We start from the raw sequence: 13,659 nt of genomic DNA on the forward strand, positions 1-13,659 counted from the left end.
GCGATGAGGCCATCTGTTACTTCACCGATTTCAGAAAGGCCGCGGTTTCCGCGTGCACCGGGTTGCCGATGACCTGATCAGGCGAGCCGATTTCATGCACCAAACCATTGCGAAAGAACGCCACGCGGTCGGACACATCGCGGGCGAAGCGGATTTCGTGGGTCACCAGGACCATGGTCATACCGTCTTCGGCGAGCATGCGCATGGTGTCCAGCACCTCGCCCACCAGCTGCGGATCGAGGGCCGAAGTGGCTTCGTCGAACAGCATGTAGTCCGGCGACATGGCCAGGGCGCGGGCGATCGCCATGCGCTGTTGCTGGCCGCCGGAGAGCTTGCCGGGAAAGGCCTTGAGCTTGTCGCCCAGACCGACGTGGGTCAGTTGTTTCACCGCCAGTTCCTCGGCGTCGCACTTGCTCTTGCCCAGCACTTTGCGTGGCGCCAGCATCACGTTTTCCAGCACGGTCAGGTGCGGGAACGCATTCCATTGCTGGAACACGATGCCTATCTTTTGCCGCAGACGGTTGAGGTCCGTGGCGCTGTGATGGACCTCGACACCGTCGACGCGGATGTTGCCTTTCTGGATTGGCTCCAGGCCGTTGATGCACATCAGTAGGGTCGATTTTCCCGAGCCGGAGCCGCCGATGATCGACACCACCTCGCCCTTGCTCACCGTCAGATTGACGCCCTTGACCACTTCGAGGTCGCCGAAGGATTTGTGTACGTTGTCGATCTCAATCATTTTCTTGCCACCTTCTTTCCAGACGAGCGCCGAGGCGTGCGACCACCAGGCTCATGACGTAGTAGATGAGGCCCGCGATGCACAGCACCAGCAGTGGTTCCTGAATGCGGGTCACGATGGTTTGCGAAGCGCGCAGCAGTTCGACGATGCCGATCCACATCACCAGCGCGGTGTCTTTCATCACGCTGAGTACCAGGTTTAGCCAACCGGGAAAGGCTACCCGCGTGGCCATCGGCAGGACGATCCAGCGCAGGTCTTGCAGGAAACTCAGACCCAGCGAACGACTGGCCCGACGCAGGGTGAACGGCACCGAAAGCACTCCACTGCGCACGATCTCGGTGAAGTACGCGGCGGCGTAGACCCCAAGCACAATGCAGCCAACGCTAAAGGCGCTGATGTTCAAACCGACGATGCTCTTGAGCGAGTTGAACAAGACAAACTGGATCAGCAGCGGCACGCTGCGAAACACGTCCAGCACCCAGGCCAGTGGCAGGCTGGCACGCGGCAACAGCGCCCGCAGCAAGCCAAACAGCAGCCCGGCGAAGGAGCCGAGGATGATCGACCAGAACGTGAGTTTCAGAGTGACCCAGGCGCCATCAAGCAAGAACAGCAGGTCATTCCAGGAAAAACTGGTGGTCAACATGGTCACCTCCTCAGTAACGGAACAGCCGCCAGGCCATCAGCCGGGCGACGGCGACGATTGCCTTGGCAATCAGGTAATACAACGCCGCGGCGATGGCGAAGTATTCGAAGGTGCGGAACGTCTTGACGTTGTAATCCTGGGTCACGCCGGTCAGATCATTGTTCAGCCCGACGATCACCCCCAGCGACGTCATCAATACCGCCCAGACCATCTGGTTACTCAACGGGTAGAACACGATCCGCAATAGCTGCGGAACGATGATCATCCGGTAGGCCTGGAAGGCACTCATGCCCAGCGAACGCGCGGCGCGCACTTGTGTGCCGGGCACAGCCTTGAGGCCGCCGCGAAAGTTTTCCGCCAGGTAACCAGCGTTGTTGAAGGTGATCCCGGCCAGCAGTGCGAACCATGAGCTGACATGCAAATCGAGTGAGCCGAGGCCGAAGTAGAGGACATAGATCTGGAACAGCGACGGGGTATTGCGGGCGATCGACACCCAGCCATTGCCAATGCCGCGCAACAACGGCTGTTTGGTTTCGCGCATCACCGTCAGGGCCAGGGCGATCAACACGCCGAAAATCATCGACAGTGCAGCGGTCTCGAAGGTGACCCAGGCGCCGGCGAGCATGTCCGGCAGGGCGCGCAGGGTCGCGCGCCATTGGAAGGTGTAATCAAACATGCGCGTGGCTCTCCAGAGAGGCGGCCGATTGCAGCCAGGCCGGCAAACGACCGCTGGCGGTGGCGCTGCAAGCGGCGTCGACACATTCGGCGAGGTTGGCGAAGTGCACCTTGCGGCCCACCAGGCCGGGTGCGTAATGGGCGTACTTGCCCGAGTTGGTCATCAAGGTTTTGGCGGCCAGCGGGATCACCGGTTCGCCGAGCATGCACCAGCAGGTGTCGGTGACCAGGGTCGCGCCGAAGGCTTCGATCACCGCGATATGTCCAGCCTCGCGGGCCTGTTCCAGCACCGCACGACCGCAGGTGATGGCGAGCACCACCTCGGGGTGTTTGTGCCGACCCCGACACAGCCGCGCCAGATGCGCGAATTCGCTGAGGGAGAAATGCGGGTTGCCCAGCGAGACCACATCCACCCGGTTGTCGCGGGCACTATTGAGTTCGCGCCAGCTGAGCAGCAAATCCTTCAGGCGGATTTTTTCCACCGGCACATGGGCATCCGCCTCCAGCACCCGCGTCGGGTCGAGTGCTTCCGGGGTCACCCCGGCGATATGAAACAGCGGCGCGGCGGAGGTGGTGGCGAAAGCGGCGCCGAAGGCTTTCAAATCGTCCAGGCTCGGCTTGCTGTGTTCCAGCCCCAACACCAGCGGAATCCGACTGCCGGCCAGGGCACCGATGTGGTAACCGAGCAGGGGGTAGAAGGCATCATCCAACTCACCCAAGACCGGTAATTCGATTTGCAGGCGAGCCTTGCGTTGGGCGTCCAGATGGCAGCCAATCAACGGCGCGCGGCCGGTCAGGGCGATGCAGATATCCAGGTAGTCGGGGTATTTCAGGGTGCGTGCGCCGAGCACGCTGTTGGCATAAACCACGGCGTTGGATTCGGCCCAGACGATTTGCTCGCCGGCCTTCGGCGCGCTGTCGAGCAAGTAGGGTGCGCAGGTGAAACTGAGCTGCGCGCCCATCGCCATATAGGCATCGCCCAAGGCACTGGCCGGTACGCCGAGTGCCGGATCAATGCCCAACTCGCGCCAACGGCGTTGGTCGACAGAAATGGAATTGAGGGTGGTCGGCACCCGCACGTTTGCTCCCCACTGCACTAACTGCTCAGCAAAGCGCAGGCTCGCAGGTCCGGTATAAATGCAGCCGTCGATGTGTGCCTGGGTGACGTCCACCAAGTGGCGGGCGCCTTGCAGTTCAGCCATGCGCAGGACGATCTGCATGGCCACTTGGGCAGCCTTGCCATGCTCGCCGTCGAGCAACGCCTGATCGTGTTCGGTGAGTTCGATAGCGGTGCTTTTTGCTGCTGTCTGCAACGGACTGTCGAGTGCCTGCCAGGCATCGCCCGGCAGGTGTTCGAACACGGTCACCGTTGAGGCTTCGACCCGAGCAAAGGCTTTGCCGCGCAAGGCGGCGAAGGCCTCCCGGCCGATGCACAGCACCGGCAGGGAACGCTCGAAAATGGTCTGTGCCACGAGCACGCCCAGGGTCAGGATCTCATCGGGTTCAGCCAGCACCAGTGCGGCCGGCGCATGACCGTTGCTGATCAGTTCCATCAGCACGCTGCTGCCGGTGCACGAGCCGCGGCCACTGGGAATGGCCAGCACCCGGCCGGCCAGGTAGTCGCCGCTCAGCGGGTGGTGACGGTCAATGACCTCGCCGCTGTACGGGTCGACCCCGCCCCAGAAACTCAGACCGACATCGGCAAACAGCAGGGCGCCTTGTGCGGCGCCGGCGACCAGGCTGCGACCGGTCAGAGAAGTGGGCCTAGGCATGCCGGACACCTCAGTAATAGACCTTGGGCACGGTCAGGTCGGTGGGTGAAATCTCGGTGCCGACCCATTTGGTGAACAGCTCGTTGTATCGGCCGCTGCGCACCTGCTGATTGACGAACAGATTGAGGTAGTTGAGCAGGCCATACTCGTTACGCTTGGCGCCCAGGGACACGTAGTCGATGGTGTACGGCGCGTTACCGGCGATTTTCAGGTTCTTGTATTTGCCCGACTTGATCGTGGCGGCGGCCACGGTGTTGGTGACCACAGTGGCGTCGATGTGGCCCTGGGCGACCGCCAGCAGCGTGTCGTTCTGCGACTGATAGGCGCGGAAGGTGCCGGTGCCCCAGCTCTTCACGTCTTTTTCCAGAGCGATGGCTTCATAGGTGCCGCTGGTGTTGCCCAAGGCTTTGCCTTTGATATCGGCGAAGCTGTTGATGCCGGTGTTGTCGCGAGTCAGCACCACCATCTGGAAGGCGAAGTACGGCACGGTGAGGCCGACGGTCTTGGCCCGTTCGAGGGTGTCGGACGTGGAGGCAACTATCACGTCCGCACGCCCGGAGACCAGCGCCGGGATTCGATCGGGGAAGGGCGTTTCAACCACTTCCGCGTCGACCCCGAGAATTTTCGCCAGGTCGCGGCAGTAGTCCACGTCGAAACCGGCCGGGTTGTTGCCTTCATCGCGAAAACCCATGGGCGGGAAGTCCAGGGTCACGGCGCAGCGCAGCTTGCCCGAACCGATAATGTCGTCGAGCTTGTCGGCCTGGGCGGTGGCGATGAAGGACGTACTGAGAACAGCGCTGAGGGCTACGGCAAATGCGGGGTTTTTCATAGAGGCCTCGTTGTCGGAAAGTGCTGTTGGATATCGTATTGTGAATTTCGTATACGATATTTGATTAGCAATGAGCGTGCCTGTTTCCGAACCGAGGCGAGAATTAATCGCCAAGCCTTGAGCTAAAGGTCTTACAAGATTGTGGGAGCGCGGCGTAGGAGAAGAACGCCTCGGTAGCTGTATCAGGCGGTGTTACAGAAGGGAGCAGTGGGAACGCCGGGCGCCCCTTAAAGGAACACTCGCCCGGGCTCAGCGACGGCTTTCGCGATACTGACTCGGCGCCAGGCTGGTCAAGGCGCGGAACTGCCGGCTGAAGGCACTGTGATCGGTGTAACCGCAGCGCAGGGCGATCTCGGTAATGGGCAGGTCGGTGTGCAGCAACAGTCGGGAGCCTTCTTCCAGGCGCGCCTTGTGAATCATCTGCCGTGGGGTGAGCTGGAACACCCGTTTGCAATGGCGCTCCAGTTGCGCCACGGAAAACCCGGCGATCGCGGTCAGTTCGGCGAGGCTGATAGGGCGGGCGAAATGGCTGCGGATATGCGCGTCCACCGCCGCGAGTTTCTGGAACGCCGGATGGCTGGACTGTGGCGCTTGCAGGTCGCGGGAGATGCCGGCCAGGCCGACGATCCGACCTTGCAGGTCGCGCAGCGCGAGTTTGTGGGTCAGGCACCAGACCGGCTGGTTGCCGTAATACAGGTGCAGTTCGAGTTGGTCGGCCAGTTCGCGGCCGGTGGACAGCACCCGCCGATCCTGCTCGGTGTACAGCGGGCCGAAGCGCTCGGGAAAGACCATGTCGGCGGTGCGCCCGAGCAGCTCGTCACTGTGTTTGAAGCCACAGCGCCGGGCGAGGGTCTGGTTGACGAAGGCGTAGCGGGCCTCGCTGTCCTTGATGAAAAACACCACGTCCGACAGGGTGTCGAGCAGCGCCGAAATCGGCTGCAGACTGCTCAGCAGGGTGGGCAGGTCGCAGGGTTTGAAGGTAGTGAGCGAGGCATACATGGCGCTGGGCGTCTGGAGGCAATGCCCGGGATCATAAAGACTCGGCGACGGACCCGAAAGCCCCGGGCCGGCATTCACGCCGGTGGGGTGTCGTCCAGGCACAGCAAGGTCTCGATCCGTGCCGGACTGAACGGTGGCCGTGGCGCCGAAGGTTGCCAGCCGAACAGGTGCTGCAACGCGCCGCCACACACCCGGCCCTGGCAAGCGCCCATGCCGCAGCGGCTGGCCAGTTTGGCCTCGCGCCAGTCTGTGTGCCCGGCAAGCACCCCGTAAGGCACGTCTTCGCAACGGCACACCAGCGTGTCTGGTTGCGCCAGCGACTTGAGTTGCGGATCGAGGGTGAATGCTTTGTTGAGGGCGTTGGCGAAACCCTGCCAGCGCGCACGACGCGGCCACAATGCACGGGCTGAATCAACGTCACCGACCGCGGCGTGGCCAGCGATGGCGCCTTCGACCAACGCCAGTTCACTGCCACCGAAACCGGTGCATTCACCTGCCGCATAGTGATCGGCGCGGCGAGTGGTCTGCCAGGCATCGACGGCAATCGACTGGCCATCGAGCTCACAGCCCAGGGCTTGGCCGAGTTGGGTGTTGGGTATCAGACCGAAGCCACAGGCCAGGCGATCACATTCCAGTTCGACGATTTTCCCTTGCTGTTGCAGGCGCACACCTTCCAGTCGCTCACTGCCCAGGGCGGCCAGTACATGGGTTCCGGTACGGTAATGGCGGTCGAACAACGTGACCGACTGCATCAGCTTGTTGGGCCAGCGTGGCAGTTGCGCGGCGAAACCGGCGACGGCGGCCGCACAGGCCTGCTCGGCGATGCGCAGCACCCGGGCGCCGTTGTGTTTTGCGGTGGCGGCGCTGGCCAGCAATAACGGTCCGCTGCCGGCAATCACAATGCGTTCGTCCTGCACCGGCAGCCCGCCCTTGATCAATGCCTGGAGGCCGCCCGCGCCAGTCACGCCGGGCAGCGTCCAGCCGGGGAAGGGCAGCAGCAACTCGCGGGCGCCGGTACACAGAATCAGTTTGTCGTAGCCGATCACCCAGCCTCGATCGGCGTCTTCGACCAGCAGTTGTTTCGGCCCGGCGCAGGCGATCACCCGAGTGCTGGAGTGCCGGTGGATGTTGCTGCACGCCTCGAGTTGCTCGCGCATCTGACGCGCCGGGTTCGGCAGATTGGCCTGAGGTCCGTCACGCCAGATTTGCCCGCCCGGCAGCGGGTTGTCATCGAGCAGGACGATGCGCGCGCCGCTTGGCGCTGCGGCGAGCGCGGCGGCCATGCCGGCGGGACCGGCACCGATGATCAGCAGGTCGGCGTATTCGCTCATGCTTGAGTCTCCACGTGCATGCCGTCACGGCACAGCGTTTGGCAGGCCAGGCGTCGTCGACCGTCGATGGTCACCCGGCATTCCTGGCAAATGCCCATGCCGCATAGCGGGGCGCGGCGTTGGCCACTGACCGAGGTGCGAGTGCAGCCGTCGCCGCTCAGGGCCAGTGCAGCCGCGACGCTGGTGCCTTCGGCAACCCGCAGGGCCCGTCCGTCCAGCATCAATTCAGGCATAAACGGGCTCTCCGAGAAAACGTTGCGGTAGATACGGTTGCGCGGCCAGTGGCGGCGTTTCGTCGAACAGCTGCGCGACCAGCAGGTCGGCGGTGCCGGGGGCGGTCGTCACGCCGAGGCCCTCGTGACCGACCGCCAGCCATAAGCCTTTGCGTTGCGGGTGCTGACCCACCAGCGGTAAACCGTCGGGGCTGGCAGCGCGAAAACCGGTCCAGGCGCGGATACCGTTGAGCTGAGCCAGGCCCGGCATGTAGTCGGTGGCACGCCGGAGCATTTTCGCCAGCATCCAACCCTCGACTTGCGGGTTGGTGGTGCCGAATTGTCGCGAGGCGCCTATGAACAGTTGGCCGGTTGGCCGGGGCTGAATATTGCACGCCGTCGAGGGACCGCTGGCGTTGTGGGCACTGGTGACGTAACCGAGTTCCACCAGGGTGTGAGTGACCTTGCCGGGGTAGCGGTCGGTGATCAGCAAGTGGCCTTTCTTCGGCTCGATCGGCAACTCGGGGCAAAGCGCGTTGGCCTGGATGCCGTTGGCCAGAATCACCGCTTCGGCGCTCAGCCAGTGGCCGTCGTCGAGTCGCACGCGGTTGCCGTCGATTTCGCTGACCCGCGCCCGGCGTTGACTGATGTTCGGTGTGTCGAGCATCCAATTGGCGGTCGCCGGGGCATAAAGAATGCCGTCGCCATTAATCAGCAGTCCGCCTTCCAGGCCCTCGCGCAATTCGGGTTCGCGTTGGTGCAAGGCATTGCTGGAGATCAATTCGCAGGTCACGCCCTGGGCCTGCAAGTTCAGGTATTTACTGTGGGCGACGGCCATTTCTTCGGCATTGGCGGCCAGCCAGAGGGTGCCATTGCAACGGTAGGCGCAGCCGTCGGGCAGGGCCGGCGCGAGTTCGCGCCAGCGTTGCAGGGAATATTGACTGAGGGCCAGTTCGGCCGGGTTGTCGTCGAGGACCAGCAAGTGGCCCATGCCCGCCGCCGTAGCGCCGGGCAGGCCGGCGTCCAGCACCAGCACGCGCAAGCCGCGCCCCGCCAGCGCCTGGGCACAAGCGGCGCCGATGATGCCGGCGCCGATCACGATCACATCGGCCACCCGGCCCTCGTTCACGGGCGAATGCCCCAGGCGAACGGGTCGTCCTGCTCGATGATCAGGCTGGCTTCGGCGCTGATAAAGGCGCGGCCGCGAATGGTCGGCACAATGCGCTCGCCCTGAAGTTCGTAGGAACCCTCGAACTCGCTGCCGATGACGCTGGCCTGACGCCAGATCTGTCCCGGCTGCAACTTGTCGTCGGCCGCCAGGCACGCCAGTTTGGCACTGGTGCCGGTGCCACACGGAGAGCGGTCGTAGGCCTTGCCGGGGCAGAGGACGAAGTTGCGGCTGTCGGCTTGCTCGTCATCGGCGAACAGCTCGACATGGTCGATCAAGCCGCCGTCTTCGCCGCGAATACCCTGTGCCTCCAGCGCTTGCTGCACGGCGAAGGTGTAGGCGGTCAGCGTATCGAGGTTATCGCCGGCAATGCGCAGGCCATGTTCGGCAATCAGGAAGAACCAGTTCCCACCCCAGGCAACATCGCCGGTCACTTGACCGATACCCGGCACCTGCAGCGACAGCGCTTTGCGATAACGGTAGGCCGGCACGTTGCGCACGCTGACCGAATAGTCTTCGTGCAGCGTCGCCTGCACCGTGCCCACCGGGGTTTCGATGCTGTGCACCCCAGGGCCGATTTTGCCCAGATGCGCTAGCGAGGCCACGAGGCCGATGGTGCCGTGGCCACACATGCCGAGGTAACCGCTGTTGTTGAAGAAAATCACGCCGGCACAGGCGCTCGGGTCTACCGGCTCACAGAGCAAGGCGCCGACCAGCACGTCACTGCCCCGTGGTTCCAGCACGCAGGCAGCGCGCCAATGATCATGCTGTTCGGCCAGCCGCTGTCGACGTTCGGCCATGCTGCCACTGCCCAGGTCAGGAAAACCGGCGGTCACCAGGCGGGTCGGTTCGCCGCCGGTGTGGGAGTCGATCACGGTGATGCGTTTCATGGGATGGCACGTCCGTTCAGATGAGTGAACGAAAGAGTGGCCTGTGAGGGGGCTTTCCGGCTTGATGGTTTTATCCAGTGCCGATGACGAAATCGGCACAGTGCGGCGAGGGGTCAGTGGCTGTGAGGCAGGTGCTCGAACAGGGTCTTGCAGACGCCGGCAATGTGCTCGTCAAGCAACTTCACCGCTAGGTCCACGTCACCGGCGCGGCAGGCCGCAAGGATTTCCCGGTGTTCGTGATCGGCGCGTTCCTTGCCGGCCGACAGGCTCATCTGCATGCGCAGGTAGCGCTCAAGCTTGTCGTTGACCGAGCGGATCAGGCCGACCAGAAACGGTCGTTGCGCCGGTTCGTAAAGACAAGAGTGCAGTTCCCAGTTGAGCTCGGCCCAGCGCCCCACGTCATCTTCGCCGATGAACTCCTGGCAGATACGTTCGGCGCGCGCGAAGGTGTCTTCGGTCATGTTCGGAATGGCCAGGCGCAGCACCTTGTCTTCGAGCAGCATGCGCACTTCGAACATCTGCGCCAGTTCTGCATCGGAAACCCGGGTGACCATCGCCCCGCGATTGCGCTGAAACATCACCAGGCCTTCAGCCTCCAGGCGCTTGAGGGCTTCGCGCACCGGAATCTTGCTGACGTTGAACTGGCGGGCAATGTCGTCCTGGCGAATCGGCTCGTCCTCGGCGAAATGCCCGGCGACGATGGCGTCACGCAGATGACGGGTGATGATTTCCGAGGTCGAAGGCGAATTGCCAAGGTCGGGAGCGTTGAGTTTTGTCAGGGCCACGGTCGTGATCGTTAGGATTGAATTGCAGATAGGGTATACGAATTTGCACTGAGTGTTCCTGCGGCAATGGCCAGGACTTCCAGACACCGTCTGCCAATGCTGACGCGATCAACGTTCGGGCAGGTTCCAGCGTTCGCGCAAGTGCTCATATTCCGCCTCAGGCATTTGAACCAGCAGCGGGGACTGGCGAGGATCCAGCCAATCGAACAAGCGAGAAATATCCGCTTGATCCATGGCGGTGCAACCCAGCGTCGGCGAGGTGGCGCCCCGCCAGATGTGGAAGAAAATGCACGAGCCCGAGGCGGGGGATGCCAGCGTATTGTGCTCGATGAAAATGCCTTTTCGATACATGTCGTCATCGCGACGCATACGTTCGGAGCTGTTCCAGTCTTTCGAAACAGTCGCTCCGTCGACCAGCTCGTTATAGCGTGCTGAGTGGCTGTCATCCACGCATTCGATGGTCGGGGTGAGCGCCAGGTAAGGCAGTTTGGTGTCGGCCGTACGGTCGTAGCCAAACGCCGTCCCCAGTTTGAACACCCCGGCAGGCGCCTTTCCATCGCCTTCACGTTTGACTGGACCTTCGCGTTGCTCAACGCTGCTCAGGCCCTTGCCCCACGCCAGCCCGCTCTTCCCGACCACCACCGGAAACGATCCTTCGTATTTACGAAAGGTGTTGCCCTGCCGTTCATAGCGCTGGGCCGTGCCCTGGATGTCAGTCCAGTTTTTTGTGGTGACCACAATCAGCTGATTGGCGGTGTCGAGAACATCGCGTGGACCCAGCGGCGTGACGGGGAAGTCCATGACGTTCTTCGGAGAACCTTCCCCGCTGTAGGTGAAGTGCCACCATTCCTTCGAGTACCCGGTAAACCCTTCTTTCTCCATGGCCCTGCTGAGCTTCTGGCGATTGACCCTGGCGGCAGCGCTGATCGTCGGGTTGTCGGTATGCGCTCGCTCATCGAAACAATCGAAACCGGTGCCCATGTCGAGCGCGCCGTCGCGCCAACGCTGGCCATAGGGGGCCGTGCAATCGACTTGCCCGGCTGAAGGTGTCCAGGTATCGGCGGGCAGGGCATCCGGGCCGGTCAGTGTCAGATCCACGGTTGAGCCTTTGGAGTGGTTCGACACCCGGGCCACGTAACCCAGGCGCCAGAAGTCCTGCTTGTCCACACGCGGATAGAACTCGGCCTTGCGCGGGTCACCCGGCACCAAAGCGAAGCGCCCCATATCGGCAACGGCACGGCTCGGTCGATAACAGTCAAACACCTTCAAACCGTAGCCCTGCGCCCGCAATGCTGTTTGTACCCGGGCGAGGGCCTTGGCGGCGTCCAGCGATAACAGGCACTGTGGCGCGGCGTAACCGTCGAGTGGGTGCCCGGTGAAGTTGTGAGCGCTGGCATAGCGAATGTCTTGCTCGATGCCCGGATCAATCGCACGCAGATACACCATGTTCTCGGGTCGTGTCTCTGCACCGGCCGTGCAGGGCACGACAATGCTCAGGCACAGGATCCATCGCAACCAAGGCCGCGAGAGCCTGTTTTGCTGATCCATTGCGCAACGATGGTGGTTTGATCTGCCCGTCAGGGTTTTGGACGATCGAATGTTCAAGGCTCGCCTCTCGTATGATTTTTTACGCTTTCTTTACAGTGTTCATTTTCGTCCGACACGATACTGGCCGCGTTTTTTCAGAGAGTCTACCGTGAGCGAAACAACGACCGTTGCACATGAAAATTCGCAAGCCAAAACGTCAGGTGCAGGCTTGCTCGTCGCCGCTGTCGGCGTGGTTTACGGGGACATCGGCACCAGCCCCCTCTATACGCTGAAAGAAGTTTTTTCCGGCCACTACGGCGTTCAGGTAAATCACGACGGAGTGCTGGGCATTCTGTCGTTGATCTTCTGGTCACTGATCTGGGTGGTCTCGATCAAGTACGTGCTGTTCATCCTTCGCGCCAACAACCAGGGCGAAGGCGGCATTATGGCGTTGACGGCATTGGCCCGCCGCGCGGCAGCACCTTATCCGCACATGAGCAAGGTACTGGTTCTGCTCGGCCTGTTCGGTGCAGCACTTTTTTACGGGGACAGCATGATCACCCCGGCTATTTCGGTGCTCTCCGCGGTTGAAGGACTTCAGCTGGCCTTTGACGGGATAGAGCACTGGGTTGTGCCCTTGTCAGTGATCGTGCTGGTGGCGCTGTTCTTGATACAGAAACACGGCACGGCTCGCATCGGTATCCTGTTTGGCCCAGTGATGGTGCTGTGGTTTGTAGTGTTAGGTGCGCTGGGGATCTATGGCATTTTGCAGCGCCCGGAAGTATTGCAAGCGCTCAACCCATACTGGGGAGCACATTTTTTTATCGCTCATCCGGGGATCGGTGTGGCCATCCTGGGTGCTGTCGTATTGTCATTGACCGGTGCTGAAGCGCTGTATGCGGACATGGGCCACTTTGGCCGCAAACCGATTTCTCGTGCCTGGTTCATTCTCGTGTTGCCCGGTTTGGTGCTCAACTACTTTGGCCAAGGCGCCTTGATCCTTGGAAACCCGGAGACTGTGCGCAATCCGTTCTATTTGCTGGCGCCTGAGTGGGCACTGTTACCAATGGTCGCGCTCTCCACACTGGCTACGATCATCGCTTCTCAAGCCGTGATTTCCGGTGCTTTCTCCCTGACTCGCCAGGCCATCCAGCTAGGTTACGTCCCACGCATGTTTATCCAGCACACCTCCAGCCAAGAGCAGGGACAGATCTACATCGGCACGGTTAACTGGGCGTTGATGGTCGGTGTCGTGTTGTTGGTGATTGGTTTCGAGTCGTCCAGTGCTTTGGCCGCAGCTTATGGCGTCGCGGTGACGGGGACCATGCTGATCACAACAATCCTGTCCTCGGCTGTCGTCCTGCTCCTGTGGAAAACGCCGCGCTGGTTGGCCATCCCGATGCTGCTCGGATTTTTGCTGGTAGACGGTCTGTATTTCGCGGCCAACGCGCCGAAGATTTTTCAGGGGGGGGCGTTCCCGGTGATTGCCGGCATTGGCCTGTTCATTTTGATGACGACCTGGAAGCGGGGCAGGAGGATTATTGTTGAGCGGCTGGATGAAACCGCGCTTCCTCTACCGCTCTTCATCGGCAGCATCCGTACGCAGCCTCCCCATCGCGTACAAGGCACGGCGGTGTTTCTGACGGCCAGGGCCGATGCTGTTCCTCATGCACTGCTGCACAACCTGCTGCATAACCAGGTTTTGCATGAGCAAGTCGTGTTGCTCACGGTAGTGTCTGAAGACAGCCCTCGCGTGAGTGCCGACAGACGATTTGAGGTTGAAGCCTATGGTGAAGGCTTCTTCCGGGTCAGTCTGCACTTTGGTTTTATCGAGGAGCCGGATGTCCCTCTGGCCTTGAGTCTCTGTCACTTGGCTGAGCTGGATTTCAGTCCTATGCGCACCACCTATTTCCTCAGCCGAGAGACGGTCATTGCGACCAAACGTATCGGTATGGCTCGTTGGCGAGAGAACCTGTTCGCCTTTTTGCTCAAGAACGCCAACAGCAATCTGAAGTACTTCAAGTTGCCACTGAACAGGGTGATAGAGCTGGGCACACAGGTCGAGATGTAGCGATAAACGAAGCTGCTG

The 13,659-nt window shown here is 61.8% G+C and carries 13 protein-coding genes; 1 reads left to right on the top strand and 12 read right to left on the bottom strand.

All coding sequences use genetic code 11. The annotated features are described in order from the left end of the window. Positions 1-16: 16 nt before the first annotated feature. The 12 genes from ACA059_RS13185 to ACA059_RS13240 all read right to left on the bottom strand — a co-directional run bounded on the left by ACA059_RS13185 (position 17) and on the right by ACA059_RS13240 (position 11,591). Positions 17-739, bottom strand: a complete 723-nt coding sequence (locus ACA059_RS13185; protein ID WP_461970621.1) for an amino acid ABC transporter ATP-binding protein — start codon at positions 737-739, stop codon at positions 17-19. After that, positions 732-1,382 (bottom strand): amino acid ABC transporter permease, encoded by a 651-nt coding sequence (locus tag ACA059_RS13190; protein ID WP_462046335.1) that lies wholly within the window; start codon positions 1,380-1,382, stop codon positions 732-734. Before ACA059_RS13190 ends, ACA059_RS13185 begins: the two co-directional genes overlap by 8 nt. Positions 1,383-1,392: 10 nt before the next feature. Then, complete coding sequence (locus ACA059_RS13195) at positions 1,393-2,058, bottom strand: amino acid ABC transporter permease (protein WP_008157202.1); 666 nt, start codon at positions 2,056-2,058, stop codon at positions 1,393-1,395. After that, the gene (gene lhpI, locus ACA059_RS13200) at positions 2,051-3,829 is read right to left on the bottom strand and encodes a cis-3-hydroxy-L-proline dehydratase (RefSeq protein ID WP_497634172.1); all 1,779 of its coding nucleotides are present in this window, start codon (positions 3,827-3,829) and stop codon (positions 2,051-2,053) included. Before lhpI ends, ACA059_RS13195 begins: the two co-directional genes overlap by 8 nt. A 10-nt stretch (positions 3,830-3,839) precedes the next feature. After that, positions 3,840-4,658 carry an ABC transporter substrate-binding protein gene (locus tag ACA059_RS13205; RefSeq protein ID WP_095132633.1) on the bottom strand — a complete coding sequence of 273 codons (819 nt, stop codon included), beginning with the start codon at positions 4,656-4,658 and terminating at the stop codon, positions 3,840-3,842. A gap of 249 nt (positions 4,659-4,907) precedes the next feature. After that, on the bottom strand, positions 4,908-5,657 hold the full coding sequence (locus tag ACA059_RS13210; protein WP_497634173.1) for an AraC family transcriptional regulator: 750 nt from the start codon (positions 5,655-5,657) through the stop codon (positions 4,908-4,910). Between the two features lie 74 nt (positions 5,658-5,731). Next, positions 5,732-6,988 carry an FAD-dependent oxidoreductase gene (locus ACA059_RS13215; RefSeq protein WP_497634174.1) on the bottom strand — a complete coding sequence of 419 codons (1,257 nt, stop codon included), beginning with the start codon at positions 6,986-6,988 and terminating at the stop codon, positions 5,732-5,734. Then, positions 6,985-7,221, bottom strand: a complete 237-nt coding sequence (locus ACA059_RS13220) for a (2Fe-2S)-binding protein (RefSeq protein ID WP_008157207.1) — start codon at positions 7,219-7,221, stop codon at positions 6,985-6,987. The genes ACA059_RS13215 and ACA059_RS13220 overlap by 4 nt, the downstream gene beginning before the upstream one ends. After that, entirely contained in the window at positions 7,214-8,329 is a 1,116-nt protein-coding gene (locus ACA059_RS13225; protein WP_497634175.1) for an NAD(P)/FAD-dependent oxidoreductase, read from the bottom strand. Before ACA059_RS13225 ends, ACA059_RS13220 begins: the two co-directional genes overlap by 8 nt. After that, positions 8,326-9,258 carry a 4-hydroxyproline epimerase gene (locus ACA059_RS13230; protein ID WP_497634176.1) on the bottom strand — a complete coding sequence of 311 codons (933 nt, stop codon included), beginning with the start codon at positions 9,256-9,258 and terminating at the stop codon, positions 8,326-8,328. The genes ACA059_RS13225 and ACA059_RS13230 overlap by 4 nt, the downstream gene beginning before the upstream one ends. Positions 9,259-9,371: 113 nt before the next feature. After that, positions 9,372-10,043: a GntR family transcriptional regulator gene (locus ACA059_RS13235; protein WP_497634178.1), complete on the bottom strand. Its 672-nt coding sequence runs from the start codon at positions 10,041-10,043 to the stop codon at positions 9,372-9,374. 108 nt (positions 10,044-10,151) lie between these two features. After that, the gene (locus ACA059_RS13240) at positions 10,152-11,591 is read right to left on the bottom strand and encodes a M15 family metallopeptidase (RefSeq protein WP_497634180.1); all 1,440 of its coding nucleotides are present in this window, start codon (positions 11,589-11,591) and stop codon (positions 10,152-10,154) included. A 148-nt stretch (positions 11,592-11,739) separates the two neighbouring features. Here ACA059_RS13240 and ACA059_RS13245 point away from each other — a divergent pair, with 148 nt between their 5' ends. Then, entirely contained in the window at positions 11,740-13,641 is a 1,902-nt protein-coding gene (locus tag ACA059_RS13245; RefSeq protein ID WP_497634181.1) for a potassium transporter Kup, read from the top strand. Positions 13,642-13,659 lie beyond the last annotated feature (18 nt).

The sequence above is a fragment of the Pseudomonas sp. LBUM1647 genome (assembly GCF_059716175.1).